The sequence below is a fragment of the Caballeronia sp. LZ032 genome, from assembly GCF_031451315.1.
Taxonomy (GTDB): Bacteria; Pseudomonadota; Gammaproteobacteria; order Burkholderiales; family Burkholderiaceae; genus Caballeronia.
Map to the genome: position 1 here is coordinate 2566308 of NZ_JARUXP010000001.1, position 25790 is coordinate 2592097.

General features: G+C 63.9%; 23 protein-coding genes. All 23 read right to left on the reverse strand.

Annotated elements, in window-relative coordinates; translation table 11 throughout:
* Positions 1-325: 325 nt before the first annotated feature.
* Positions 326-1507, reverse strand: a complete 1182-nt coding sequence (locus QCE69_RS12025) for a site-specific integrase (RefSeq protein ID WP_309930872.1) — start codon at positions 1505-1507, stop codon at positions 326-328.
* The gene (locus tag QCE69_RS12030; protein ID WP_309930874.1) at positions 1507-1818 is read right to left on the reverse strand and encodes a hypothetical protein; all 312 of its coding nucleotides are present in this window, start codon (positions 1816-1818) and stop codon (positions 1507-1509) included. Before QCE69_RS12030 ends, QCE69_RS12025 begins: the two co-directional genes overlap by 1 nt.
* A gap of 795 nt (positions 1819-2613) precedes the next feature.
* Positions 2614-2787 (reverse strand): hypothetical protein, encoded by a 174-nt coding sequence (locus tag QCE69_RS12035; protein ID WP_309930876.1) that lies wholly within the window; start codon positions 2785-2787, stop codon positions 2614-2616.
* Positions 2788-3101: 314 nt separating this feature from the next.
* Positions 3102-3668 (reverse strand): hypothetical protein, encoded by a 567-nt coding sequence (locus QCE69_RS12040; protein ID WP_309930878.1) that lies wholly within the window; start codon positions 3666-3668, stop codon positions 3102-3104.
* 97 nt (positions 3669-3765) lie between these two features.
* The gene (locus QCE69_RS12045; RefSeq protein WP_309930879.1) at positions 3766-4182 is read right to left on the reverse strand and encodes a hypothetical protein; all 417 of its coding nucleotides are present in this window, start codon (positions 4180-4182) and stop codon (positions 3766-3768) included.
* 85 nt (positions 4183-4267) lie between these two features.
* Entirely contained in the window at positions 4268-4486 is a 219-nt protein-coding gene (locus tag QCE69_RS12050; protein ID WP_309930881.1) for a hypothetical protein, read from the reverse strand.
* Positions 4487-4774: 288 nt separating this feature from the next.
* Complete coding sequence (locus tag QCE69_RS12055; RefSeq protein WP_309930883.1) at positions 4775-5005, reverse strand: hypothetical protein; 231 nt, start codon at positions 5003-5005, stop codon at positions 4775-4777.
* A gap of 1484 nt (positions 5006-6489) precedes the next feature.
* Positions 6490-8295, reverse strand: coding sequence for a phage terminase large subunit (gene terL, locus QCE69_RS12060; protein WP_309930885.1), 1806 nt, complete (start codon positions 8293-8295; stop codon positions 6490-6492).
* 56 nt (positions 8296-8351) lie between these two features.
* Positions 8352-8672, reverse strand: a complete 321-nt coding sequence (locus tag QCE69_RS12065) for a hypothetical protein (RefSeq protein ID WP_309930888.1) — start codon at positions 8670-8672, stop codon at positions 8352-8354.
* Entirely contained in the window at positions 8636-8968 is a 333-nt protein-coding gene (locus QCE69_RS12070) for a hypothetical protein (protein WP_309930891.1), read from the reverse strand. Before QCE69_RS12070 ends, QCE69_RS12065 begins: the two co-directional genes overlap by 37 nt.
* A complete protein-coding gene (locus QCE69_RS12075) occupies positions 8965-9240 on the reverse strand; it encodes a holin (RefSeq protein WP_309930893.1) in 276 nt (91 codons plus the stop codon). The genes QCE69_RS12070 and QCE69_RS12075 overlap by 4 nt, the downstream gene beginning before the upstream one ends.
* A complete protein-coding gene (locus QCE69_RS12080; protein ID WP_309930895.1) occupies positions 9240-9461 on the reverse strand; it encodes a hypothetical protein in 222 nt (73 codons plus the stop codon). Before QCE69_RS12080 ends, QCE69_RS12075 begins: the two co-directional genes overlap by 1 nt.
* A 15-nt stretch (positions 9462-9476) precedes the next feature.
* Positions 9477-9671, reverse strand: a complete 195-nt coding sequence (locus tag QCE69_RS12085; protein ID WP_309912966.1) for a hypothetical protein — start codon at positions 9669-9671, stop codon at positions 9477-9479.
* Positions 9671-11362 (reverse strand): hypothetical protein, encoded by a 1692-nt coding sequence (locus QCE69_RS12090; RefSeq protein WP_309930898.1) that lies wholly within the window; start codon positions 11360-11362, stop codon positions 9671-9673. Before QCE69_RS12090 ends, QCE69_RS12085 begins: the two co-directional genes overlap by 1 nt.
* 7 nt (positions 11363-11369) lie before the next feature.
* Complete coding sequence (locus QCE69_RS12095; protein ID WP_309930900.1) at positions 11370-12071, reverse strand: hypothetical protein; 702 nt, start codon at positions 12069-12071, stop codon at positions 11370-11372.
* Positions 12071-12415: a hypothetical protein gene (locus QCE69_RS12100; RefSeq protein WP_309930902.1), complete on the reverse strand. Its 345-nt coding sequence runs from the start codon at positions 12413-12415 to the stop codon at positions 12071-12073. The genes QCE69_RS12095 and QCE69_RS12100 overlap by 1 nt, the downstream gene beginning before the upstream one ends.
* Positions 12415-14598, reverse strand: coding sequence for a phage tail fiber protein (locus QCE69_RS12105; protein ID WP_309930903.1), 2184 nt, complete (start codon positions 14596-14598; stop codon positions 12415-12417). Before QCE69_RS12105 ends, QCE69_RS12100 begins: the two co-directional genes overlap by 1 nt.
* 6 nt (positions 14599-14604) lie before the next feature.
* Complete coding sequence (locus tag QCE69_RS12110; RefSeq protein ID WP_309930905.1) at positions 14605-19017, reverse strand: hypothetical protein; 4413 nt, start codon at positions 19015-19017, stop codon at positions 14605-14607.
* A gap of 4 nt (positions 19018-19021) precedes the next feature.
* Positions 19022-19939, reverse strand: coding sequence for a glycoside hydrolase family protein (locus tag QCE69_RS12115; RefSeq protein WP_309930908.1), 918 nt, complete (start codon positions 19937-19939; stop codon positions 19022-19024).
* Positions 19939-22494 (reverse strand): hypothetical protein, encoded by a 2556-nt coding sequence (locus QCE69_RS12120; RefSeq protein ID WP_309930911.1) that lies wholly within the window; start codon positions 22492-22494, stop codon positions 19939-19941. Before QCE69_RS12120 ends, QCE69_RS12115 begins: the two co-directional genes overlap by 1 nt.
* Positions 22495-22989 (reverse strand): hypothetical protein, encoded by a 495-nt coding sequence (locus QCE69_RS12125; RefSeq protein ID WP_309930913.1) that lies wholly within the window; start codon positions 22987-22989, stop codon positions 22495-22497.
* Positions 22946-23485 (reverse strand): hypothetical protein, encoded by a 540-nt coding sequence (locus QCE69_RS12130; RefSeq protein ID WP_309930915.1) that lies wholly within the window; start codon positions 23483-23485, stop codon positions 22946-22948. The genes QCE69_RS12125 and QCE69_RS12130 overlap by 44 nt, the downstream gene beginning before the upstream one ends.
* Positions 23485-25749 (reverse strand): hypothetical protein, encoded by a 2265-nt coding sequence (locus QCE69_RS12135; protein ID WP_309930918.1) that lies wholly within the window; start codon positions 25747-25749, stop codon positions 23485-23487. The genes QCE69_RS12130 and QCE69_RS12135 overlap by 1 nt, the downstream gene beginning before the upstream one ends.
* Positions 25750-25790 lie beyond the last annotated feature (41 nt).

Genomic DNA, 25790 nt, shown 5'->3' on the forward strand with positions numbered 1-25790 from the left:
GACTGGGTGGTCCCAGTGACGCGATTCGAATCCCTCATCTGCCCTTCCTGCAACTCACCGAATGTAACGATGGGCGCTTGCGCTGTTGGAGCCGCACGCGTCTATCAGGAATACGTCTGTGAGTCCTGCCAGTTCGAATTCACTGCCGCCTACAAGCTGACCGGGTATCTCCCGGGCCTTCCCGAGTACGGCGAGTCGTAAGTATCTCACAACTCATCAACTCGCTTTACAGTGGGGACAAAAAGAAGACCCTACCTCCAGCCATCCCGGCTCTTGCAGTGTCCGGTCGCAGTCGCTGGCGATAGGGTCGTCACCCTGTGCGGTTTTAATCCGCGTGCAGTCCGTCGAGGACCGCTGCTGCTTCCCTGCCCGTCATATCCGGGCACAGGTGCGCATACTTCTTCGTCATCGACTCGTCCGCGTGACCGAGCAGGTGACTCACCTTCAGCAGACTCACGCCGGCCTGAACCAGCCGGGACGCGTAGGTGTCGCGGAGCGTGTGAGGAGTCACCCGGTCCAGCGTCGGGTCGTCGTTCAACTCGCACGCGTCGATCGCTGCTTGGATCGCGCCGGTCGCATGGCCCCGGCAGTCGTCCGCCCGATCCCAGTCCGTCGTACCCTGCCCCGTGATGACGTGCGCGGGGAATACGAACGTCCGGCCCCGCGTCTCCTCCCGGCGATGCTTCAGGATCGCAAGGACGCGCTTCGTCATCCGCACACCGCCTTCGTTGTCCACCTTCGACCGGTAGAGGTGGATGACGGCGCCCTCGAGGTCAACTTGAGGCCAGCGAAGTCCCGCGACCTCCTCGTACCGCGCTCCAGTGTCGAGGAGCATCGTGACGAGGTCCAAGTTGTCCGAGGCTGAACGGTCGCCCGGCTTCACCCGGCGCTTCAGTTCCTTCAGGAGCTTCTGCTCCTCCTCCATCGTGAGCCACCTCAGCTTGCCCTTCGACTCCTTCATCTTGAGGGACGCGGCGCGGTTGCGGCGCTCCGACCAGATAATCGGCTTCGTGGGCATCACGATGCTCAGGGACTGCGCGTAGCCCATCAGGGACTGCACGAGACTGATCTCGCGGTTGATGGTGGCCGCGCTGTTCCCTTCCTTCATCCGGTGACCCTTCAGCGTCACCAGAGTCTCCTGCGTGATCTCGTGGACCATCAGGTCCTTGGGCAGGCCCGGGCGGTTGCCCTCTTTCAGAGTCCACCCCTTGCCTTCCTGGACCAACTCGTCCCCGAACAGCTTGCGCACACGGCTCAAGTTGTTCTTGTGATCCGCGTGAGTCGTCTCAGACGCCTCGAGCCACTTCAGCGCGATGGCGTAGAGGGTCGACCGCTTGACCCCGAGCCGGTCCTGCTGCTGGTCTTCTTGCGCCTCGCGCCGCTTGTCGACCAGCACCGCTTGCGCATCCCGCTTGCTCGTGGTCTTCGTGCTCCCACGGTAGCGCTTCTTGTTGAGTTCGAACTCATACCACCAGACATCGCTGTCCGGCCGCTTGTAGACGCCCATCACACCCCCCGAAGGCTGAACCCTTGAACCGCCATGACGCGGACCAGCGCAGCCCAGAGAGCCTCAACGTCGTCCGTGCCGACAAGGTGATGTCCCTCGAACGTCCGGACGCGGTAGCAGTCCGTCAACTCGACGACCATCTGGAACTCTTCGACTCCCAGAGAGAACCATGGGGTCTCTGGATACTCCTCCTCGAATTCCCCCACCAACTCCGGCCACGCCTCACTTGCTTTGAGGTGAACGGCGCGGAGACCTGACACCCGGTGCGCTCCGGGTTGTTTTTGCTCCTCGGGGGAGCTTTTCGCGAACATATGGGTCGACTCCGTACATGCATTCATAGATGAAGGGCCGGCAGTGATAGAGAAACTGCTTGGCGAATTCCTTCGAATTAACTCGTAACACTTCCGACCAGAGTCGGAGGTCGTGCTCAGGCAACACAGATGCACCGCGTTCCACTTGGCTCACCATGACTGGGTACGCGTAGTCCAGGAAGGCCGCTACGTCCAATTGGGTCAGCCCTGCGTCCTCGCGCTTCTCTTTGAGCCACGTACCAAACCGCTTACGTAGGACCTTGGCTGAAGCGTCTATTTGTACTGTCATTCACTTTCCCCTGAGTAAAAATAATCGAGAGCATACGATGCGGCTGTTCCCGTCTCAAGCAATGAAATCTCCAGCCCTCTCTTATTGGAGGACGTGGCTTCAGACTCAGAAGTTGCTTCTGTGTATGAGTCTGTAGGAGGACTCTGAGGGTGGCTCCCCCTCTTCATAGAGACCTCTTATAGAGTCATAGGGACGGCTCAGGATCACCCTGTGCGGTTTTAATCCGCGTCCCGGCTCAACCACTTTTCGGGGCCTTCCGGCGCCGGTAATTTCTTCCCTTTCATGTAACGACTTGTTGCATTACACCGACGAATCGGGACTTTACGCGTCCCTTTACGGCGTCGATTCGACGAGATGCAACAGAAAGGTGCCGCAAATTCGGGGATTGATTGACAGGCCCCGCGTTAAACTGCATCGCGGTGGTCATTGGGAGGGCCGTGGTGCCTCTGGGATGGGCGGGTGGATAGGGAGGTAGCCACTTGACGTCCGGCCGCTCAAAACGCGTTTTAATTGACCTCCTCTTCTTTCTCATCGGTCACCAGTGCCACGCAGAAAACCTGCGTGATGGGCGCGTAGTGGGCAGCAAAATCGATCCATGCTGCGCGTTCGGCGTCTGCGTAGGCATACCAGTAATGGACCGCGCCGTCTGTGTGAGTCACCTTGAAACCGTAGCGGCTCATGGTTACCCTCGGTTCAAGTAGTCGACGAACAGCGGAGCGCAGAGGCACGCCCAGCATGCGACGGCGTACAGGGAGTCGCGGAGGCGGTCGCGGGGAGTCATGCGGCCTCCCGTCCGGCTGCGTGGAATTCATACGCTGCGTCAACCGTCAGCGACCCATAGTCGCAATCTAGGTTCACCTCGTTCCCGTAGTCGTCTGTCATACGCCAGTGATAGCGCTTCATCTCTTCACCTCTTCGTGTTGGTCTCATCAGTCACGGAGATACCGTGAGACGCGCCGGGTAGCGCGTTTCGACCTCTTTGACTCGCGCTACTTCACCGCGTGATGACGTCCCGCGCGTCCCAGTGCTGACGCTCGGCGCCCTCTTTCACTTGCTCGCGTTCAATCTCTTCCGCCAATTCGGCCGCGACCTCTTGCAGGTAGTCTTCCGCGTCGGATTCGATCCTCCACAGGGCGTGGGAGTAGTCCGTGTCTACCTCGTCAGGGTCCGCGCCCTCCGGGATCGACGTGACCACGACGCCAACGTAGGACCACAGGTCCGCGCACCAACGGCGCAGATACTCGAAGTCCGCATTTACGGCGCGTGCTGCGTGTTGTGCTCGCGTGCCTTGGCCGAAGGGAGGCGCGTCCCACAGGTCCCGCTTTGCAATGCGCGTGCTTTCCTGCACGTCGTAGTAGCGGTAGGAGCCACGGTCAGACGTCAGCACGCGCTCGCCCGGCCGCTTGTCGCGCGTGGTCCAATCGGAGACGACGCCGTGACCATCATTGCGCTCCCATGGCGCGTCTGCGTCCGTGTCGTGCTCGAAGTTGACGCGGAAGGTGCGCTCCACGCCGTCAGGACCAGTGCGGGTGAAAGTGTCGCCGTCGTAAAGGTGAGTCATGGTGTTTCTCCGGTAGTTAATGGTCTCGTCAGTGCCGGCACTACCGGCAGACGCTACGCGAGGTAGCGTTTCGACCTCACAGCGATTCGCGCTACTTTCAGCGATACCAGTAGGTCACGCCGTCAAATTCGACGCTGGTGTAATCCATGCGGATGTTCCGTGCGGTTGCTTCCCAGTCGACTTCGATGTAAGACGGCAGGCCCGCCGGGAGGTCGCCGATGTCCTGCACGAGTTCTTGTGCGTATTCCGTGAAATACGAGTCACGAATGAGGGTCACGGGATACCATACGCCTTCCCATTGATGGTCCCCGCCGTTCCCTTCGAGGTCCTCGAGCAGTGCGCGAAGCGTGCGGAGTTCCGCGCCCTCTTCGGCCTCCCAGTCAGCGTCAGGGCCTTCGAGTCCCGCGTCTTCGCGTTCGTCGGCAATGTTCGCGCCTTCGGTCTCCAGTTCCTCCACGCGTTCGATGATGTCGCGGACGTCCAGAATGTCGGCGAAGTTGGTCAGGTCAGTCATGGTGATTCCCCTTGATAGTTGAGTGTCTGGTCTCGTCAGCGCACGCCTCACGTGCGGACCCGGAGACGTCCCGGGTTTCGACCTGTTAAACCGCGATGTCGAATGACATCCGCATGCGCGGGAACAGAGATGAGAGGTGCTTTCCCCAATCCTTTTCACCCGGCTTCACGTCGAATTCCACGGCAGTCCACCCGCCCCGATCGAAGCCGCATGCCGCCGTGACGTTGCGGCCCTGCCCCGCGATGACGTCGAAAAGCGCCTGCTGGTTGCATTCACCCTGAACGCGTACGGTCAAACGTGCCATCTCTATTCCCCTTGATTGGTCTCTTCAGTGCGGACCCAATCCGCAGACGCCCCCTGATTCACAGTGAAGCGTTTCGACCTCATCGTTTTGCGCTACTCTGCCGCGCGGGTTTCCTCCAGATACTCAGCGATGGCGGGGACCGCGTCAGCGATGTCATCAAGCGTCCAGAAGTCCAGCATGGTCATACCCCAGCGATACGAAAAACGATGACGGCCATGAGGCCAGAGACGCACGGGAACAGCGCGATGGCTGCATAGGTGCACGTTGCGATGATGCGGTCAGTCATGGTCAGCACTCGATTAGGTTGCGGCCCCAGAGAGGCGCGTTGATTACGCGGACGACGCGCGGCATATCGTCCATGTTGCAAGTAAAGCGGGCGTCAACAACCCAGACGCCGTCAGCATGCGCGGCGAGCGTGTAGCCTTGCGGGAGGTCAGCATGGTCCGCGTAGTCCAGATCGTTCGCGATGATGTGGTTTGCCGCGTCATTGATAGACAGCGTAATGTCAATCTGAGTCATGGTAAAGCCCCTTGCACTCATCAACTTGCGTTAGTCGGGTGGTGCGTTGCGGCACCGTGAGACGGACTATAGGTCAGGTCTCATCGCATGTAAAGCGAGTTGTTGATTAGTTGACTGAAACGTGGGGACATTAATCCGATCGTCAGCGGCAGACCCTTAGCCCGCGTAGTGACTCACAGCGACGCGCCCGCCAGTCTTCAGTGGTCGATAGCACCTGCACACAAAAGAGAAAGCACAGTGCCAATCGCCCGGATTGGCTTGGGCCTTCACCCTGTGCGGTTTCAATCAATGCGCCCGCCGTCAGGATGAGTCATAGGGACGATGCGCCCGCATATCGCCCAGGCAGATCAGAGACCATCAAAGGGACTCACGGTGAGTCATAGGAGGGCATGCGCGGCAGGTGCGTCCCTCGTTTGTTCCGAGCGTGCGCAGCACGCGAGGGCTGAGAGGTCACTAGGCCGTCCCTATGCCTCCGGACCGTGAGAGCAATAAAACAGGTGCTCGCAAGTGCACGCATGCACTCACAAACACCCGCTTGTCCCTCCTCCTGCCTCAGTCCAGTGACGCGCCCGGACTCACCCGCCGTCCAGCGACTCCCGGACCATCGTCATACCAGTCCGATGCCCAATACCCTCAGAGCCTTACGCAGCAAGGGATTGCGCCCGCCGTCCTGTGCACCGTGGGGCCTGCCGTGGGGACTCGCCTGCCGTCCCAGCCCTGCCGCCGCGCTTCCGTCCAGCCTCACTTCCGGGGTGGTGCCGGCCATGAGCCGACCGGGGAGGGCACGGGGGATTCGCGCCCGCGCGGCCGAACACACCTTGTCACGCATTTTCGGGATATTTTTTCAGGCGCCCCTCTATTGTCAGGAGTTTACAGCCGATATTACAATCTGCCCAACACCGGGACGACCCGGGGACTCTGAGAGACCATAATGAAAACAACCGCCATCGCAGCGCTCCTCCTGCTTTCCACCTCCGCCGCTTGGGCGCATCGCCCGCAGATCATCGACTGCCAGACCTACGCTGAGATTGCCCGTGAGGCCGTGGTGTCCCGAGACGCCGGAGAGACCCTTGAGGCGGCCCAGGACGCCCTGCGACACGCCCGCCCGGGGCAAAGCTTCATCGACACTTACCAAGCCCTCCAGCGAGACGTATGGACGTCCCAAGAGTACCGTGGTGCTTCCCCTTCGGGTATGCAGCAGGCGGCACTCAAGGGGTGCTCAGACTTCAATGCGGAGCAGAGGCGCACCAGAGAACTCTACTGACCATGCTTGCACCGTTCCTTGTCCTCGGACTCATCTTCGTCATCGTGGTCCTCTGGGCCGCTTCGTGGCCTCCCCGTGCGGAGAGGGAGGCCCGTGAGCGTGCTCGGGTCGCTAAGTCACCACCCGTAGTCAGGGACGTCACCGTCCGGATCAAGGAGCGAACCCGTACCGTCGCAGGCGTGGCACGTGACGTAGGGAACGACTGAGTCGTCCTCGGGCGTCACAGGTGCCTGCCCGTCTCGTAGCTCCATACCTCTTCTCCATAGATGGTGCGCTGCTGGTATTCACCGGCAGCGGATCGTAGACACCCTTCGACGAACTCCTCGAGCAGGGCGTCCTCCTCGGCCTCCTTCATCTCCTTCGCAGCCTGATCGACGTCCACGCGGAGCGTAGCCATCAAAGCGGCCACGGCGCCGGCCAGTGCGTCCAAGCGGTCGTCGTGAGTCAAGCAGCCGCGCTCGCGGGTCACGTGAGTCAACTGGTACATCAGGACGGCATCAGCCGCCACAGCCTCGTCAACGACAAGACGGTGGGTCGCCATGACCGGCTCGAGCGTCTCGATGATCCGGAGTTCCTTCTGTGCCCGGCTCCACTCCGCTTCCCGCACAGTGCAGCCAGCGGTGTCGCCCACCTTCTCGGCCGGCCAGATTTTGGTCAGGACCGGCTCGAAAGCGTTGATCCAGATGTTGCCAGCGTAGTTCGGCTCGACGACGATCTCGTGGACCCTGTGCTTCTTCGCGGCGGCGGCGATTGCAGCCATAGCCGTCCCCGGGTCTCCCGAGACACCACCGGACTCCACGGCGTACAGCATGCCGTTGAGCGTCTTCACGACGGCCCAGGCGGTCTCGTCCTTCCCTCGGCCAGACGGGTCGACGAACAGGAGCGACTGCTCATACTCCCGCCACTCGGTGTCGATGAACAGAGGTGACAGCCAGTAGTCCCCGGTGAAGCCGAAGTTCTGGAGGTCGGTGCGCTTGTTCTTGTGGCCGGTATCGTGACCCCACTGGACGATCTGCGGAGCCTTGAACGGGTTCGCGGCCATCACGATGAGGTCGTGGAGCTTCAACGGGTACCGCTCGGCGTCCGACAGGGAGGTGTCCAACTGGAACTGCAGGGCGAAGTACGAGCGGCCCTTGGCCTCCCGGTTCGTCAGTTCCATCTCGTTGAACCGCTCGGGGTCCGTGGGCTTCCACTGGAGTCCCGGGTCCCGGTCCACGCGACGCGCACAGGGCGCGAGGCAGTCCAGGTCGGTCTTTCCCTCCCGCTTGAAGACGTAGGAGTCTCGCTTGTCCGCCATCGGGTACCGGGCCGGCAGAATCCAGCCGGTGGCGCCCATGCTGCGGATGAGCTTCGTGTAGATCGACTCCTCGGTCTGAGGTGTCCCGAGGAAGATCGTGTCCGCCCCGCCCGTCACCTTGATCGCTGAGAACTCGTTGGTCTTGTGCAGCAGCCGCTCCCGAGCTTCCTCGGTGCGGGAGTTGTCCGTGACCTCGATGTCGTCCGCGATGATGAGCGTGGCGCGGGAGCCGGTGATCTGCCCAGTGATACCCACGGCCTTCACCGAGGGGGACTGGGAGATCGAGGCGCCGTTCACGTCGAACGACCACGCGGTGTCGCGTTGATCCTCGCGCGGCACGAGGTGCTCGAAGATCGGCATGGTCATCAGGAGCGTCTTCGCCATCGAGACGAATTCCTTCGCCTTCGTGCCGGACGCCGAGACCACGAGAATCTTCTCGCTGAAGGGGTTGCGGTACAGCCGCCACAGCGCGAACGCTGCGGTCAGGTATGACTTCCCGATGCCTCGGAAAGCTTCGATGATGTCTTCTCGGAACTTCTCGTCGGCGTCACCGAGACGGCGCACGCCGGCGCGATCCGGCTCTACGTCCTCCGGGCCGAACCACTCGAAGATGTTGCCGTCATCGTCTACCCCATACCCGGCCCAGCCGAACTGTAAGAAGTAGGCGATGTCGTACTGACGCGGAGTCGGGGCTGGGAGGCCCATGTGCTCCCAGACCAGATAGGCCATGTTCCGGAAGTCCTCGCGAAGAGGATCATCCGAGGCCCACCACCAAGGGCGTCCGCTCAATTCGCACGCTGCCCGAACGGCAGCTTCGACTTACGCTCGAACTCCGCCAGGAGTCCCTGCGCCTTCCCGGTCGTCGGGGCTTTGTCCTTCGGGGCGTCGCCCGTCAGGTCCTTGAGGTACGCACGGACCACCGAGAGGAACGATGCCTCCGGCGCGACCAATACCATCTCTTCCGTCGACGGGTCGCGTACGACTCCGTCCTTCGTCGTCAGGGGCTGGCCCTTCAGACCCTCGATCAGGCAGTCTTCAAACTTCTGCCGGATGAGGTCGCTGTTGTCGCTTATGTCTGATCCTTCTTGAGAGTCGAGGCGATCCACCGGAGGAACCCGGGGTTGTCCCGGAACACGTTGGTGATCCCGGTCGCCAGTGAGCGCACGTAGTCCTCCTCCACCTCTCCGCCGTTCTCACGGCCTTGGGTGTAGCGGATCGCGTGCATCACTTCGTGAATGAGGGTGTCGACCGTGTCGAAGCCGGTCATGTCGTCGGCGATGTGAAGTCGCCGGGTGTCCGGGTCCATGAGACCGTAGACGACGCCACGCATGTCCTCGGGGACATCGGTCACACTGAACCGACGCCCGAGGACTGTGAGACGCTCAGGGCGTCCCTTGGTCATTCAGACTTCAGGTGGATGAGCTTCTCAAGGAACTGCTCACCGATCACTGCGGAGGCTGCTGCCAGCCCGATGAGGGCCATCTGGTTCAGGCCCGGGATGAACGCGATGAGGGCGCCAGCGGCCACTGAGAGGCCGGCGCTCACGATGGCGCGGCCGACTGCCAGACGCCACGAGAACTTCTCGTCGGATGCCAAGAGCTTACCGATCCCGATGACTACTCCCATTCCGACCAGTACCAGCAGAAGCTGCCGGAACGAGAACTGGTCGACCATTATGCGGCCGGGGTCTCGGTGACCTTCTTGCCGGCCTTCGCCTTCACCGGTTCTGCCGGGACTGCGTCCTTCGCCGGGTAATGGTCGCCCACGCCGATCGGGTGATCGTGGGGGACTTCAGCCGCCACCGTGCCGTAGGTGTTGTCGATGCGCTCGCCGGGGAAGGCGATGGCCGACACTTGGCCGTGCTTGACGAGGATGATCTTGGTCTTGTGGGTCATGGTTGATTCCAGGGATTAGATGAAGCCGTCCGGACGGGGCGGCGGATTGAGGGGCGCGGTGAACTCACCGGCGGTGTAGGAGTACCCCTCGGAGACAGGGGAGTCTGGGGGAAGCAGGACGGCGTCCGAGGACGTCTCCCATTCGGAGGTGCCGTCCCAGAGAACGACGTTGGTGACGACACCATCCGATACAACTGCGTAGCGATTCATCAAGCAAACTCGTAGACAATGAGGACACCCTGACGGCCAGCGCCGCCGACCTGCGCAGCGCCGGACGCGGAGGTAGTTGCGCCAGCGCCGCCGACTCCGTAGCCGGTCCCGACGATGCCTGCGCCCGTCGTCTGCCGACCTTGACCGCCGATGCCAAGAGGGCCGCTACCGCCGTACCCACTGATCGCGACCGCGCCAGCGACGAGGACCAGTGCGTTCGGCGCGGGCTGTCCGGCGAGCGCGTTGATGACCGTCCCGCTCGAGATGGTGGGCGCGACGACACCGGCGCTCGGGTTGACGGCAGCAGATGCCGATGGGTTACCCCCGGCGCCGCCGCTGCCTCCCGGACAGGAGATGATGGTCCCGAAGCTGGTCGTGCCCCCAGCGTTCCCCGTATTCGCGCCGGCTGCGGCCGAGGTACCGCCAGCGCCCACAGTGACGGCCACGCCGCTGAATCCAGCGGTCAGCAGAACTTCCGCGTAGCCGGCCGAGCTTCCGCCCGCGCCAACTGCGGACTGCCCTGCGCCGGTCGCTGCGGTCGAGCCGCCTGCGCCGCCCCCGCCTACCGCCTTCACGATGACCTTGGTGGTCCCAGCGGTCGGGGTGTACGTCCCGCTTGAGGTGAAGACCTGGATGTTCAGGAGACGCCCGGCGACCGATGGGAGGTTCGCGGAGTCCCAGGGAGTCGCCGTGCCGAAGACAGGCCGCTGCGAAAGCGTGACGACCCCGGTGGCGTTGGCGACAGTCAACGGGCTGTCCGCAAATGTGCCGCTCACGTAGCGGTCCAGGCGGAATAACCCGCTAGTCGAGATGCTATTCAGTCCCCACACTGACGTACCGCCCGAGCGGAGCAGCACCTTCGCCTGTCCTGTTCCGCTGCTGTCGCTGATCGCCCACGACGCACTCGCGTAGTTCAGACCACTGGCCCCGGTAAAGGTGGCGCCTCCCAGGGGAGCAGCACCAAGATTCGCGAGTGCGGCTGCTGCCGAGGTCGCCCCCGTACCACCCGACGTGATCGGGATGGGCAGCGTAATCGATGCCGCATACTGCTGGGCCTGAAGGGCGTAATACTTCGCCGAGTAGTTGGTACCGTCGACGGTACCGGACGCCTGTGCCGCCCAATTGCCGGCTAAGGTGGCCGAGGCCGCAGCAGCGGTCTTCGAGGAGTCCGCTCCGGACTTCGCCGTGTCGGCCCCAGTCTTCGAGGTCGCTGCCGCAGAAGCGGACGCCGACGCGTTGTCCTGATACGTCTTGGTGGTGTCCCGGTAGCCCTGCGCCGTCGTAGCGGCTCCCGAGGCTGTCGAGGCGGAAGCCGCCGCGTTGTCCTGATACGTCTTCGCGGTGTCGCGGTATCCCTGAGCCGCTGCTGCCGCTGCTTGCGCGTCCGTAGCGCTCTGGGGGATTTCCTGATAGATCGCGATGAGGTCCGTCACCTGTTGCGCGAGCGTCTTCAGGTTGGACGTCGTCGGGACGATCTCGTACACGGCGGAGGCGTTCGTCACGCCTGCGTATTCGCGCTTGAGGGTCAGCTGAGTCGCGGAGACAATCTGGTCGACCTCGTACAGAAGCCCGTTATCCAGCGCGATGAAGATGTCGCCCGACTTGATGTTCGTGATGAACTGAGTACCGGTCCCGATGACGACGTTGCTTCCATTCGTCACCGCGACGGTCCCCGTTGCATACCATGCCATTGAGTTCCTAGTAGTTGGTCACGTCGAGGACCGTGTATGTGTTCTGTTGCTGGTTGTCCCAGACGCCGCCCCAGCCCGCCGGTATCTGGCTGCTGCTGACGGGTCCGTAGACACCGCCGATCGTCAAGCTGTTCTGGATCGTCACGGTCTGTCCGCTGATCGCCCCGTACCCCGTGGTGAACGTCTGGAGCAGATTCTGGTTGCCCGGCTGACCGGGGAGACCGGCGCCGCTGCGTTCCAGCTTCCCGTACTGCGTGACCGCCGCCAGGGCGTAGGTCTTTCCCGCCACCCCGACCGTGAATGTGCCGAGGCCCGAGACCGTCTGCACGACGCGCATAGGGGGCCGGCCGGTGTCCCAGATGGGCACGTTGTTCACGTCCCGGATCAGCATCCCGTAGTTGACACCGGACGGCGTGTAGGGTCCGAAGACCCAGTAGGCGATCAGCGTTCCCTCACCGATCCCCTGGAAGTACACCGTGGTCACCCCGCCGTACCGGCCGGCGATGGAGAATCCGGCGCCTCCCGCTTGAATCGCGAGAATCTCGCCGTTGTTCTGCGCGACCGTAGCCATGCTTGAGGCGATGTCGGTACGCCCAGACGCGAGGTGCCCAGTCGTCATGACGCCGGCGCGGAGCAAGACCATGTGCTGGTTCACTCCGTCGACCTGCAGGACGTTGCTGTCGTTTCTGATTTGAAGCCCAGCCGGCATCAGTTCACTCCGTAGATCAAGGTGCAGGTGGGCGACTGCCAGTTCGTGGGTGTCTTCGAGAGGTCCCGCGTCCAGACCAGTTGGTTGTCCGAGAAGTACCAGGAGGGCGTGGTCATCCACGAGTAGATGTCGACGAAGCCGAAGGTGCTCGAGGCGTTCGGGTCGATCGGGGACGCGTTGTCCATCACCGGGATGGCCCAGGGAATCCCCTGCGTGAACTGGTCGTTCACGATGGACCCCGTGCCGTTCCCGATGACTGCCTGCCCCAGATAGCGCCCAAGGAAGGTGGTCGTGTCGACCACGAGCCGGCCGGCCTCGTCCCACACAAGAAGTCCTGCTGGCATCACCAGACCCCGAACAGGACGCGCTGGACGTTGTTGGCGTCGTAGACCCGAATCTGGTTCGAGTCGATCTCCAGGCGCTGACCACTGGCGGAAGTACGCAGTAGCCCGATCGTGGCCGACAGGGCCGACAGCGACGGCGTGGAGATACCGTACGGCGTGATGGTTGTCCCGAGACCGCCCGGGCTGTACGGCGACAGCACGGACGTGTTCGAGAAGGTCTGGGCCAGCATGGGCTTGACCCAGAACAGGTAGCTGCTGCCGTCAGCCGCCGCGTGGAAACCCTTGCGGATCGCCAAGCGGGCACTGACCGCCGTACCTGGAGCCTGCGCCCTTCCGCCGATCCGGCCGTACTGGGACAAGGCGAAGCCTGCCCCTTGGCTGTTGGCCGAGTATGCCGACGAGAAGCCGGCCGTACCCTTGAAGCCACTCGAGGCGAACTGTGCGCCGTTACCGTCCAGCCACATGATGCCGATGTCCGCCTCACACCGCGCATTCTGGAAGTACGTGGAGCACTCGTACCAGCTACCGCCCACGACAGGGACAGGGTCCGAGTAGACGAACTCGTATCCAGAGAGGTCCGTGACGCCGTTCGTCCACGTGGACAGCATGTAGGACGTGTTGCCACCCACCACGTTGTACGTAGGGAACGCGGTGCGGGCCTGCGCTGCCGAGAAGCCGACGTTGATGTCCCGGTTCGGCGAGGAACTGTAGTGCCAGCCCCGTGCGCCGCCGAGGTCCCCGCCGCCCTCGAACATCTCCGAGAACTGCAGCAGGTTGACGCCTAGGCCGACCTGGAGCTTGTCGGTCGAGATTGCACCAGCCACGATCTTGTCGGCCGTCACCGCGTTCGCTGCGAGCGTCCGCGTGTCGATCGCGCCGTCCACCAGGAGACGCCCTGGGTAGGTCTTGTCGCCCAGGACGTTCGCGGGGATCACGAAGGTGTTCTGGCCGTCCACAAGACCCGACTCGAAGATCGGCTTGACGACGCCGTCCGGCGCCGCCGGGTCGACGAACAGCAGCCGGTTGGCCGTGAGGATGATCTCGGAGTTCGTGACGTCGCCATTGGATGTCGCAGCGAGACCAATGCCTGCCACCACCGGCCGGCCGTCCGTGCGCTGGACCTGGACCTTCAGGACGTACTGGGCGTTGAGGTTGGTCACCTTGCCGTTGACGGTGTCCACCTGAGTCTGCATGGTCTGCACGACCTGGGCGATGTTGTCGTCCACCGTCGACTGGAGCGTGGTGATCTGCTCCGTGATCGCGCTGATCTGGCCGGCGACATTCGTGTCAGCTTCGACTCGTGCTTCGCGCTCGGTCTGCACCAGCGCCTGGGCGTCGATCCAGTTCTGGTCGATCGTCGCCTCGAGGGTCGTGATGTCGTGCGCGTACGCCTCGATCTGCTGCTTCTGGGCGAGGTCCAGCTTCACGCCGGTCACAGCCGTCGAGATGATGGACGCAGCGATCAGGGCGTCGTCGCGGTCGTCAGTCGGATCGAGTGGCGTCAGGTCGAGGTTGTCGAACTTGGCCTCGAGGACGTCCTGCTTGTTCGCGAGGATGTCGTTGGACGACTGGAGAAGCTGGACCTGCGAAGAGAACGAGGTGATGCGGTTGTCGACCGTGGACGACAGGGTGTTCACCTGGGTCGTGAGGATCGCCCCCGCGTCGACCCGCTCCTTGATCTCTGCGTCGATCTGATCCTGCAGAGACTTCGCGCCGTTGTCGATGCGCGTGATGCTGGCCTGCAGATCGTCGAGCGTCTGGAGACCGGCTTCGAGAACCCCGCGAATGTACTGGAGGTCCCCGAGCGCACCGGAGATCGACTGGAGGTCGTTGGTGACAGACTGGATTGCCTGCCCCACGTACCCCGCGATCCCGCCGCTGCGCTCCTGAATGAGAAAGAGAACCTGAAGCCGCGCCCGGTTGAGGTCATCGGCTGTCAGGTTCGAGTTGTCCTTGAACTCCGCGAAGGACACGACGTCGGGAGTCGCCCGGAAAATCTTGAGCGTCAGGCCCGACTCGAAGGGGTCCCCGAACGTCGTGGTGATCTTCAGAGTGTAGTCATCGACCCACACGAACGGACGGGGCGCTTCATTTACCGTCACAAAGACGTGCGTTCGATCGAGGTACGGCCAATCGAACGTGAAGACGGTTTGCGAACCGTCCGTGGTGTAGGTTGTGAGCACGTTTCCTTATTCGCCGTTCATGGCGACGAGGTGTTTAACGAATTGCGTTTGCTGATTGAAGGGGATGAGCCGAGCCGCCTTCGCCGCCGCGTCGGAGAACTTCCCGTTCGCGGAGTCGGCACCGGACTGCTGGATGGTGTCGAAGGTCGAGTACCACGGGCCGAGGAACCCAGCGGCCCACGAGTTGGCGGAGTACTTCGTTGCGCCTCCTTGGAGGGAGGTGTTGAACGATGCCTTCAGCGTGGGGTCGAGGAGCTTCTCGGTGGCGTCGATGTACGGGTTCGAGAACCCGAGGATGCCGCTGCGCTGCACGACGTTGTAGGCGAGCGAGGCAGGGTTATCCAACATCTTCGTGACGTCGCCGTTCGGCTTGCGGAACTCAGCGAGGACGGACATCAGGGCGCCCGCCGCCATCGACCAGCCGAGCGCATGCGCGAACCGCATGTGATCGCCCGTCACGAAGCCATGCTGCAGGCCCGCGCGGAGGAACCGGTCGGTGAACTGGAAGGCCATGTTCTGGAACTGCAGGAACATCTTCCCGTACCATTTGTCCATCAGCAGAGGCTGCGAGCCGAGACCGCTGGCGTAGGACGCACGCTTCTGCGACTTGATGAGCGCCGCCTCGAGGACGTCCTTCATCTCCTCGCCGTTACGGTCGCCGAGCCACTTGTGCATGTTCGGGGAGAACAGGCCACGGTTCTGCTCCTCGCCGTACTTCGTGAAGAGACCGTTGAGCGCCTTGGCTTCCCGCTCGCCTATCCCGACAGCGGCCAGCCGCGCCTGCTTGGACGCGCCGAGGGTGTCCCACTTGCCGACCCACTCGCGGATGTTCGCCAGTTCGACGAGCGCCACAGTGCGCCGGTAGTTGTCCGAGACCGCCTTCAGGCCCGTCAGCTTGGAACCGAGGGTCGCGGTGGTCTCCAGGCCCTTCTCGATGGCGCCGGTTATCTGCTTCGTGCGGCCGGTGCCGATGCCTATGTAGTCAGCAGCGGTCCCGCGTCCCATCTGACGATCGGACAGTTGCATGAACAGCCCGGCCTCGAAGGAACCCATGACCCGCTCGAGTTCCCGGAAGCCCTCGTCGCCCTTCGCCGCCTGCTTGACGATGTACGCGTAGTCCCGGGCGCCCTTCGCCGTGAGAATCTTCAGCGGGGAACTCGGTGACTGCAGCGCAGCCGTGGCGATGTCGCCGATCGCAGCGAACACGAAGCCGCCCATGAACCGGTTGACGCCCAGCATGCGAAGCTGGTCAGCGGTCCAGACGAGCGAGTTGTGGTCCTTGGGATCGTACCGGCCGAGCACTCGATCGTGAGCAGCCTGCAGGTCCTTCTGAGCCACCTCCCACTCCTTCTGAAGCTGTGCCCGTTCCTTGTCGGAGCCGGCGCGGCCCATGCGCTCGCTGTAGTCCTGCGCGGCGTCCTTCATGATCTGATCCACTTTGCGGCCACCGAGGGCCTCGTGCAGCGCCAGCCGGCCACCGATGTCCTGGTGATACATGCTGAACGCGTCCGCGAGGTTGTTCCGGAGGTAGCCCTTGTCCATGAAGGCTTGTCGCTGCTCGGCCGTGAAGTTGAAGCGACGCTCCTTGATCCGGCCGGAGTCCGGCATCTCGTCGAACGCGAAGCCGCGCGGCGACCGGTCGAGACTCCGATAGGAATTCACGAAGTCGTCGACCCACTTCTCCACCGCCGGGGCGCCGTCGAGCTTGCGCTGGGCGTAGACCGCCTTGCGAAGTTCCCGGGCCGTCAGGTTGGTCGTGCGCTCCGCTTCGAGCTTGTCGAGTCCCGAGGATGCCCGGGCTTCCCGTGCGGCCCGGCGAGCGGCGGTTGCCTTCTCGAACTCGGCCTTCAGGGCGTCAAGCTTGGCGAGGGTATCTTCGGACGCCTGCTTCAGTCCGGGGGCCAGTAGTGCCTCGCCCTCGTTCTTCTTCATCTCCTCGACTTCCTTGCCCACCGCGTCGAACCACGAGCGGGTCTCACGCTGCTCCTGACTGGCGCGGCGCATCGCTGCGTTCGCTGCCTTCAGGTCTTCCTGCGCCGCTTGCTTCTCGGCGATGGCTTCCTTCAGGTCGTTCAGGGTCTGCTGACGCTCGGCCTGGGTGGCCCGGCGATCCGCGTTGAGGGCGGCGCGTTCCTGGTTGTTCGGCGTGAGGGCACGGGCCAGTTCGTTGCCGCCGAGGTTCTCGCGCATGTCCGCGCGTTCTGCGAGGACGTCCTTGCGCTCGGCCTTGATGGCGCCGAGCTTCTCGTTGTGTGCGTCCCGCTGGCCCCGGAGAGCCGCAGTGAGCGCCTCGCCGTCAGACGCCGCCTTGTGGGCCGCGTTGCGGTCAGCGAGAAGCTGGTCAACGGCGATACCGTTGTCCTGCAGAATCTGTCCGAGTTCCGCATGCCACTGGTCAGGGTCCACCCCGCCCGTGCGTTTGAGGACTTCGTCGATCCGCGCCTGCGCCTTGTCGGCGCGATAGGACGCCGAGGCAATGAGCCGGGTGTACGCACCGCGCTCCTGCAGCCGGCCGGCGACCTTCATCTCCGACAGCTTGGCCTTGCGCCAGTCCCGGTCGGCACCCTTGAATTCCTTCAGGATGTCGGCCATGTTCTCCTGCGCCTGAAGCTGCGCCTTCTGCGCCGCGCGGACGCGGGCATCAGCAGCCGAGCGTGCTTCCTCGTCGACATCGCCGCCCCAGAGCCGCTGAGCCTCTGCTGCCTTCGTGGCGTCTCCCGACGCCTTGAGTTCCTCCCACGACTTGGGTAGTACCTCTTCGCCCTCGGCGAGGGGACGGCCGGCGTCGATGAAGCCGTTGTCCTTGAGCCACTGCTCGTCCGGCGCACCACGCGAGACTTCCATGAGCATCGCCTTGACGTCCTCGGGATTCGCGTCGATCGCAGCGCGGTCCCAAAGCTGTGGCACGTAGTTCCGGCCCTTGGTGATGGCCTCCGGGTCCACGAGACCCCGATCGACCGCACGCTTCATCAGGTCGGTCATGCCGTCCATGGCGCTGTTCCCAGCCGTCTCGATGTGAGGCAGGACCTTCGCGGCCTGCTCATTCGTCAGACCCGAGTCCGTCAGGCGCTTCATCGCGCCCGCGCGGATGTCCTCGAGGCTGGAGCCGACATCGTGACCTACAGCGAAGTCCATAGCGGCCCGGTTGAAAACCTCGGACTGCACCATGTTCTTGTCGACTGCGCCCTGGGTGACCGAGGACAGCATCGACTTCGCTGCGATCCCTGCGCCGGACTGGCCCAGTTCCCTGTTCGCGGCGACGCGGGAGTTCTCCATCGCGTGGAGCACGGAGACCATGCGCTGGTCGAAGATGACCTTGCGCGTCTCCGCGTCGATCCCGCCGCCTTCGCCCTTCAAGTTGGCGCCGGTGAGGAGACCGCCGTGGTCGTAAATCTTGAGGAGGGAGTCCCGCACCGTGGAGTTCGTGTAGCCGTTGAGACGGCCCAGCGGAGTCCAGCGGGTCGCGAGCGCCCAGTCGACGGCCTTCGCCAGCCGCGACTTGCCCACGGCGAACATCGTCGCGTCAGCCTCGTCGGCCGCGATGCTTCCCAGCGTGTCGCGGGAGACGGCAGCAGCGCCGATCGAGTCAGCCCCGAAGCCGCCGGTGTGTGGCTGGTTGGGGTCGTTGGTGATCTGGTGCCCTTCCTCCGGAAGCTGACCAGTCCGGTTCTCCACCAGGACGCCCTTCTGGACGTTCTCGCGGGCGAACGGATTGTCCGCGCCGTGCAGGGGGTTGTCCGGATGCATGAACTTCATCATCGGCCCGAGGGCAGCGCCGAGCGCCACGCCGGTCCCGATGTTGTAGTAGGCGTCCTCCTTGGGGCGCACGGGGTCGAGCGACTGGAGCACGCCTTCCTGCACGGCCGAGTCGATGCCGACCATGGCGGCGCCAGTGAGCGCCCGGCCAGCGAGAGTCGCTGCCTTGACGCCGGACGTCGCCAGCCCGCCCAGGGAGATTAGCGAGGTCACGTCGAGCATCGAGGCGCCCATGCCGAGCACCTGCCCGCCGAGCGTACCGTTCGCGATGGTCTCGCGATCCTTCATGTTCTGCCGCGCAGCCTTCGCGTAGGCGCGGAGAAGCTGCGGGGAGTCGAGGGAGTTCAGGTTGAACTCGCCGCTGTCGATCAGCGGGAGCAGGTCCTTGAACTCCTCCTTGTGTTCGTTGACGTCCGTGTACGGGTTGTACGACGGGTCCTGCTGGGGGGTCTGGACACCGGACAGGGCGTCGGTCAGGTTGAGCGCCTGCCCGATCGCGGTCTCCGTACGCCACGTAGCAGCGGCCACGTCGAGCGCATGGGACTGGTGGAGGTGGACGTACTCCGGGTCAATCTCGGTGGGCTTGACGGGGGCCGTCTGCCCGGTGACGAGGGTGTCGGTGTAGTCCTGCTCCGGCCCGATGATGTTCGACGTGGGTTCCATTGCTTTACTTGAGGTAGTTGGTAGTTGTGCCGGCGACCTGCTGGACCGCGCCATTCACGCCCGCGTACAGCATCGCCTCGGCCTTGCGACGCCCTTGGAGCGCCTTCTGGTTCGGGGATGCGTTCGCGATTGCGTTGGCGACCGTCTGGTCACTCGCGCCTTGCTTGATGAGGTCGGGGATGCCGGTCTTCTTGAAGCCGCCGGGGCCGAAGTTGTAGACCATCGAGACCAGTGCGGCCCGCTGGTTGTCCTTCAGCGGCGCGTTGCCGGTGAGGTTGTTCAGGTAGCCATTCATCTCCTGAATCTTCACCTCGCGCAGACGCAGCGCCTCGTCGGGCGAGATCGTGCCTTCGCCGTTGAGAATCTTGTCGAAGCGCGAAGAGTCGATGCCGATCTGAGCGAACAGCTTGCGGGAGTTCTCGATGCCGTTGCCGGTGATGTTGTAGCCGTAGCCGACCGACACTTCGTCCTTCGTGTCCGCCGTGACTTGCCCGGGCTTCACGTAGATGTCGCCGGGCTTCCGGTTCTTCGAGTAGACGCCCCAGTACGCGCGTTCCGCCAGACCTTCGGTGCCGCCGATGGCTTCGTTCGCCATCGAGACCCACGGGCCTTGCGGTGCGCCCGGGAACGGGGGAGCCGAAGGTGTGTTGTTCGTCATGTGATCCAAGAAGGATTGGAGACTCCAGAGCGGGCCGTGTTCGCCCTGCTGCTGGTTCACCTGATTGAGGAAGAGGGACCCCGCGCTGACCTGCTGATTGACGTTGTCGTCGATCGCTTGGGACAGGACGTGCTCGGGGTCGGTGTTGCGTGGGGGGACTGCGAGTTCCTGGCGAGGGTCCCGGAGGATCGGAGGCTTGCCATCAGCGGCAGGGGTCTCCGTCCACGGGTCGTTCAGGATCGGGGGTTGAGGTGTGGTGTCCATTAATTCACAGGGGTGACTTGGCCTTCATAGCCGACGCCCGTCGTCAGTTCCTTCCACTCCTGCCGGATGCCGGCCTGACTCTGGAACTTCGTCTCCTTCTCGGCCCGCGCCTTCTCAGCCGCCGCCGTGGTCCCTTCGATCGTGTAGCCCTTGTAGACGCCCCACGCGCCCGAGGGCATGCGTCGGACGATCACGCCGTCGCCAAAGGTGTCGCGGAAGAACTTCTCCGCATCCTTGGTATCCGAGGGGACCTTCGTGGTCACGAGATGAGACTGGGTCTTCGACCGAAGGAGCTTGTCGTCCGCCTCGGCCGTCGCACGCCAGTACGGGTCCTGCACGGTCTGATCCACGCGGTTAAACTCGCGCATCACAGCGACGTCCTGGCCCGGCGCGAACTGCACCTGCGCCAGCGAGCCGGTCTTCATGACCGGGGACAGGCCGGTGCTCGTCTCGGGGGCGCCGAGGTAGAGGCCGTCGCTGTCACCGAGAACTCCCGGCGCCCGCTTCTGCATGTCGTCGAGCGACTGCCGCGCGAGCTTCAGGGGGTCCTCGACCACACCGAACGCGTTCTTGATCGGGACCGGCGCGTACATCGGCGCGTAGCCCTTCGTGACGGAGTACGGGTGGCTCGGGTCCGAGTTGAGAGGAGCACCGACCACACGGCCCGCGCCGTTGAACGTGTCGCGCTGGAGGATGACGTTGCCGTCAGGCCCCGGCCGGGCGATGCGCGTCTTGGCGTAGACGTCGGTCGCGATCTGCAGCGCCTGCTTCGGGTCGTCCACGCCGACAGACTTGAGGTGCGCAGCGGCGCTGACGAACAGGCCGTTGAACTCGTTCTCGTCATCGGCCGTCATGGCGACGTGCGGGTTCTTGAAGAAGCCGTCCCGGCCCACTGCCTTGAGCAGCATGCCGTCGCGGTCCTTCGTGAACATCGCCTGGATTTCCTCCGGCTTCTTCGACGGGTACAGGACCTTGGCGATCCCGCCGACGTCGCGCTTGTCGTAGGCGTCCGCGAGAGTCTTCGAGTCGATCCGGTTCTCCATCATGAACTTCGCGGCCGACGTCCGGTCCGGGTAGTTCCCGGCCACGAGCTTCATCGCGCGGTAGCGCAGTCGGGCCTCGTCGTCGGAGAAGTAGCGGTCGATCTGACCGTCGCCGACCTGCGCACGCAGTTGGTCGTAGAAGTCGAAGGCACGGCCAGCGGCCACCGGGTCGTTCCCGGCCAGCGCCTGCCCCATCTGCGTCTTGTACATGGCCGGCATGCCGGCGCCAGAAGCGTCCCGCACCGCCGGGTTCGAGATCATCTGGGCGAACTGGGTGACGGCCTTCGGGTCCTGGAGCGGCCGGAGTTCACCCGTTGATCCGTTGAGGGTGTTCGCCAGTTCGGGAAAGTGATCGCCCGCCTGCTGGGTGATCCACGACGGCATCGACTGGTCGATGATCTTGTCCTTGCCCACGCCGAAGTGAGCAGCCGTGGCCTCGGCCGTGGCGCCGTTGGTGATGGCCCAGGAGAACGTGTTGACGTTCGCCTTGACCTTCGCCGCCTGCTTCGCGGCTTCCATGACCGGGGCGAGATACTGGATGCCCAGGCCGTACTGGCTGTCCAGCGAGTGGAACTTCGCGATCTGGTTGACCCAGTAGGACGCGGGCGTCATGGGATTCATCGACGCCGCCATGTTGTCCGCCTGCCAGCCGGTGAGGGCCTGCTGCGCCTCGAAGGAGTGCGGGTGCGACATGCGCGTCATGACCTTCTCGGACAGGTCCGCGTACGCCTCGGGATTCTGCGCCGCCCAGCCGGAGTCGTTCGCGGCCTTGAGGACCGCTGCGCCCTGGTAGGAGTTCTGGACGCCCTGCGCCATCGACGCGATCATCAGCTTGTCGGCCTGCGCCGTGTCGCCGTGAGTCACCGAGAGGAACTTGGATCGCCCGGAGTTCCACGAGTCCGTCGTGAAGCCGGTCGGGGAATACAGATCAGACACCGCCGACTGACTGATCGAGTTGGTCATGTTCTTCTCGACCGTCTGATGCACCTGCTCCTGCATGGAGCCTTGCATGTTCTTGACGGTCGGGAACAGCTTCACCCGGATCAGCGAATCGAGTTGAGCGTCACCCGTGCCTTGGCCGAGTTGATCGTCGATGACCTTCTTGGCGACGTCCTCGAAGTTCGCGGAGCCGTCCAGGGGCATCTTCAGCGCCGCGTCCTGCAGCTTCAGCCCGATCTGGGACGCGGTCTGCGTCGCCAGCGAGTCCGTGTAGGCGTCGTTGTACGCGCCCCGGTCGGACCACAGGACGTCGCGGTCCTTGCCCGAGATGGCGTCTGCCTTCCCTTGCTCGGAGATGCGCTTGTTCTCGTCCTTGATGTACTGCACCCGCTCCGTCTCGACGTCGCTGTTAAGCTGGGTCAGTGACTTCTGCGTGTTATTGAAGAAGTTTCCGAATGCGTCGCCGAGGGCCTTGATGCCCCCGACCTTGGCGGACGGGTCCACCTGAGCGGCCCGTGCCTCCTGATACTGCGTCGAGACCGAGGGTGCCCCGGTGAATTCGTCTTGAGCCATTTATGCGCCGCCTTGGTATCCGCCGAAGTACGAGTACTTCTTGGCGAGTTGTTCTTTCTGGACGTTCCCGTACGCCGCGCCTGCCGAAGACACCGCTGCGCTGGTGAGGGAGAGGCCGAGGTTGGCCTGAGCCGCCGACGCCTGCGACGAGAGTCCGTCGAGGGTGTTGTCCGTGCTGATCTGCGCCGCCGCTTGGTTCTGCAGGAGCGCCGTGTTGGCGTTGTTCTGCGAGACGTCGATCCGCGAGAGATCGAGATCGGTACCGGCCTGGATGTTCCGGGCCATCGAGGCGAGGGAGCCACGGCCGGCACCGGCGACCACGCGTGCCTGCGCGAGCTTCCGCGCTGCATTCATGGCGAGGTCGGTGCGCTGCTCCATCGCCTGCCGTTCATTGGCCTGCTGATTGAGCGCGTCTGCCGCGTACTTGAGGGAGAGGTTCTGGTTGGCGGATTCAGCTTGCGCCTTGATCGCCTTGTTCGACTGCGAGTACTGCATCGCCGCCCCGGCAGCGGACACTACGAACATCGCCGCCGGAATCGCTAGAGGTCCGCACATGGGTATAAACCGGGAATTGGGCGTCGGTGTCGTTTGTGAGCACGAAGCCGCACCACTCGAGCCACTTGATATGGAGGGGGTTCCCGCGCCACGGCGTGGCGACGAGAGTCGTGTAACGGTCGTGGGCCTTGTCGATCGACGGCTCGCACGCACGCAGGAAGGAGATGGCCTCACGCTGGAGCGCTGGGGTCGCCAGCATCCAGATGAAGCCGAAGGACGGGTCCGTCTCGGAGAGCGGCCCGTAGCCCCAGACACCGAGCACGAGGCCGGCGTCCGAGAGCATCACCTCGCACTGGTCCCCATCCAGCCCGCCCATCAGCAGCACCGACAGGTCGTGGTCACGCCCGTACGCAGCCGCCAGTTCGGCGCGGTCTTCGGGGCGCAGGTTTGCGGCCAGCGTCTTGATGTGATGGGGCTTGGCAGGAAGGAAGATCATCAGTTTCGGGTGTTGATGTACCGGCCGGACAGGGTGTATCCCGTGACGACGAAGGGGTACGTGCTGTCGGTCGTGATGGTCACGGTGGCCTTGGGGCCTTCGCAGTTGATGGGGAACCCGTATGTCTGGTTGCCATCGGTGTGAGGCCCGAGGCCGGACCCGACGACCATCGGGGATAGTTGATAGGAGGCATCGCCGCGATCCTTGCGGGACACGGTGGCCGTGAAGTCGCCGGCCTTGAGGGCGTCGATGTGCAGCCGGTGAAGCTGGAGCCGACCCATCGGCGTATTGCCGGCGTCGCCCGCGCTCGGGTAGAACGGGGAGAAGCGCATGGTCCGGATGAGGCGTGAGCCGACCACCGCCGACACGTTGACGTTCAGGGACGGCCCGGTGCCCGTGGTGAAGTAACCGATCCACTGGTTGCCGGTCCACGCGAGCGCCGGGGTGTAGGAGGTCCACCAGCCGTTGACGTCGTTCGGGTACAGGACGCGGAGGTCCGGCAGTTGCTCGAAGCCGACCGGCAGGGCGAACTCATACCGCTGCAGCGTAGCGTTCCAGGACAGGGCAACCGGCCGCTTGTAGTCGATCCGGAGGTCGTCGTTGCGCGTCTCGCCGAGGTTCGAGTTGAGCGGGAGCCAGAAGACTTGGACGTAACCACCGGCCGTGTGCTGGGCGATGACGTAGAGGTTTCCCTTGTCGACCCAGTGGTGCCAAATGCTGCCCACGCCGTTGAAGCTGATCTTGCTCCAGGCCATCTGCTTGCGCTGACCGTCCTGCCGGAACGTCGAGTACACGTAGAGCGTGCCCGGGTCCAGCGAGGAGTTCAGGAAGAGACGGTTGCTCTGCGTCGAGCCGGAGATCGTCCGGATGCTGCCCGGGCAGTAGCGCGGGACGTGCATCGACAGGTCGTCGGCTTGGTTCGCCTCGCCGCTTTGGGAGAAGCGGTACTCCCACAGGACGGACCTGCCCTCTTCCGTGCCGGTGTAATAGAGCGCGTCGCCGATCGCCACGGGTCCACAGTTGCCATCGGTGACGTAGCGGGTAGCCACCCCGATCGTGGTGTTCTGCGGAGTCGGGGGAGTCGACCCGTCGATCATCGACTGGGCGAAGTCCGTGAAGATCATCAGCGCGTCGCGCATCGTCTCGAGATAGTTGCCCTTCCCGAGGTCACCGTCGAGTTGCTGCTTGATCGGGTCCGAGGCCAGGACCTCCCGGGCCGTCCCGGCGAAGCAGTTGAAGTAGTCGTCCGGCTGGGAGGCGCAAAGCCAGCCAGTCGAGAGGAACCACAGGCGCCCCTTCCACAGCGCGAGGTCGCGCAGGACGTTATCGACGAACGGCGGCGGCGGGTTGCTGTAGCCGTCCCCAACTTTGCGCTCGGTCCAGTCGACCGGCTGCAGTTCGAACGACGAGGGGCCGGTCTGGTGTAGGCGTACAGGCATTGTGCTCTGGTCGAGCGATCCCGAGGAGGCGCCATAGTCCAGCCACGAGGTCTCCTTGTACGAGTTCGACGAGGCGTCGTAGGTCACCCAGTACGCCGTCTCCCGCTTGCCGGCGGACAGGTCGACGAGCAGCGGCTCGTTGGAGAACATGACCGGCGGCAGGTCGTCCAGGGACGTCACGTGCCCCTTGGTGAACACCAGGGCCGTCGAGTCCCAGTCGTTGTTCGCCGTCAAGGACGCGATCTGATCCGCCGTGCCGACGATGCGCAGGACGTTACCGATCCGCGAGACGCCGATGCCGGGCATGTTGGCCCCGATCTTCTGCATGAGCAGGTCAGCGACATACTCGCGCGTCCGGGTCTGGCTCGAGCCGGCGTACAGGATCGACGCCGATCCCATCGAGCCGCCGATGTAGAACGTCTGGTCGTTGCTCGACAGCTTCTTGATCTGGAGGTACGCGCGGGTGTTCGGCTCGGGCGCCGTGGAGGCGTTGAACCGGACGGTGACGCTCGGGTTCACGATGAGCACCGTGTCCTCGATCTGGAGGAATCGCAGCCCGGCGCCGTTACCCACAGCGAGGTACTGCTGGACGTACGGGCCGGCGGTGACGGTCACCTCGACACCTGCCGCGAGGTTCAAGACGCGCAGCGTACCGGCGGCGGAACCAGGGAGCACCGCCCACTGCTGGCCGTCCGTGGTGCGGAACATGAAGTTGTCCGCGCCCTTGAAGTTCGCCGCCGCCCAGCAGCCGAGGCTCGTGGCGCCGACGCGGTCAGCGAGACCGCCATACTCGACGGAGGGCAGCAGGTTGATGATCTCGTCCATCTGGGACGGGGATCGCAGGAGCGGAGCTTGACGGCTCACGC

What these genes read in the sequence shown, in the direction of transcription:
- QCE69_RS12025 (WP_309930872.1), bottom strand. Translation starts at nt 1,507, where the DNA reads ATGGGCGTCTACAAGCGGCCGGACAGCGATGTCTGGTGGTATGAGTTC.
- QCE69_RS12030 (WP_309930874.1), bottom strand. Translation starts at nt 1,818, where the DNA reads ATGTTCGCGAAAAGCTCCCCCGAGGAGCAAAAACAACCCGGAGCGCAC.
- QCE69_RS12035 (WP_309930876.1), bottom strand. Translation starts at nt 2,787, where the DNA reads ATGAGCCGCTACGGTTTCAAGGTGACTCACACAGACGGCGCGGTCCAT.
- QCE69_RS12040 (WP_309930878.1), bottom strand. Translation starts at nt 3,668, where the DNA reads ATGACTCACCTTTACGACGGCGACACTTTCACCCGCACTGGTCCTGAC.
- QCE69_RS12045 (WP_309930879.1), bottom strand. Translation starts at nt 4,182, where the DNA reads ATGACTGACCTGACCAACTTCGCCGACATTCTGGACGTCCGCGACATC.
- QCE69_RS12050 (WP_309930881.1), bottom strand. Translation starts at nt 4,486, where the DNA reads ATGGCACGTTTGACCGTACGCGTTCAGGGTGAATGCAACCAGCAGGCG.
- QCE69_RS12055 (WP_309930883.1), bottom strand. Translation starts at nt 5,005, where the DNA reads ATGACTCAGATTGACATTACGCTGTCTATCAATGACGCGGCAAACCAC.
- terL (WP_309930885.1), bottom strand. Translation starts at nt 8,295, where the DNA reads ATGGCCTATCTGGTCTGGGAGCACATGGGCCTCCCAGCCCCGACTCCG.
- QCE69_RS12070 (WP_309930891.1), bottom strand. Translation starts at nt 8,968, where the DNA reads ATGACCAAGGGACGCCCTGAGCGTCTCACAGTCCTCGGGCGTCGGTTC.
- QCE69_RS12075 (WP_309930893.1), bottom strand. Translation starts at nt 9,240, where the DNA reads ATGGTCGACCAGTTCTCGTTCCGGCAGCTTCTGCTGGTACTGGTCGGA.
- QCE69_RS12080 (WP_309930895.1), bottom strand. Translation starts at nt 9,461, where the DNA reads ATGACCCACAAGACCAAGATCATCCTCGTCAAGCACGGCCAAGTGTCG.
- QCE69_RS12085 (WP_309912966.1), bottom strand. Translation starts at nt 9,671, where the DNA reads ATGAATCGCTACGCAGTTGTATCGGATGGTGTCGTCACCAACGTCGTT.
- QCE69_RS12090 (WP_309930898.1), bottom strand. Translation starts at nt 11,362, where the DNA reads ATGGCATGGTATGCAACGGGGACCGTCGCGGTGACGAATGGAAGCAAC.
- QCE69_RS12095 (WP_309930900.1), bottom strand. Translation starts at nt 12,071, where the DNA reads ATGCCGGCTGGGCTTCAAATCAGAAACGACAGCAACGTCCTGCAGGTC.
- QCE69_RS12100 (WP_309930902.1), bottom strand. Translation starts at nt 12,415, where the DNA reads ATGCCAGCAGGACTTCTTGTGTGGGACGAGGCCGGCCGGCTCGTGGTC.
- QCE69_RS12110 (WP_309930905.1), bottom strand. Translation starts at nt 19,017, where the DNA reads ATGGAACCCACGTCGAACATCATCGGGCCGGAGCAGGACTACACCGAC.
- QCE69_RS12115 (WP_309930908.1), bottom strand. Translation starts at nt 19,939, where the DNA reads ATGGACACCACACCTCAACCCCCGATCCTGAACGACCCGTGGACGGAG.
- QCE69_RS12120 (WP_309930911.1), bottom strand. Translation starts at nt 22,494, where the DNA reads ATGGCTCAAGACGAATTCACCGGGGCACCCTCGGTCTCGACGCAGTAT.
- QCE69_RS12125 (WP_309930913.1), bottom strand. Translation starts at nt 22,989, where the DNA reads ATGCAGTACTCGCAGTCGAACAAGGCGATCAAGGCGCAAGCTGAATCC.
- QCE69_RS12130 (WP_309930915.1), bottom strand. Translation starts at nt 23,485, where the DNA reads ATGATCTTCCTTCCTGCCAAGCCCCATCACATCAAGACGCTGGCCGCA.
- QCE69_RS12135 (WP_309930918.1), bottom strand. Translation starts at nt 25,749, where the DNA reads ATGGACGAGATCATCAACCTGCTGCCCTCCGTCGAGTATGGCGGTCTC.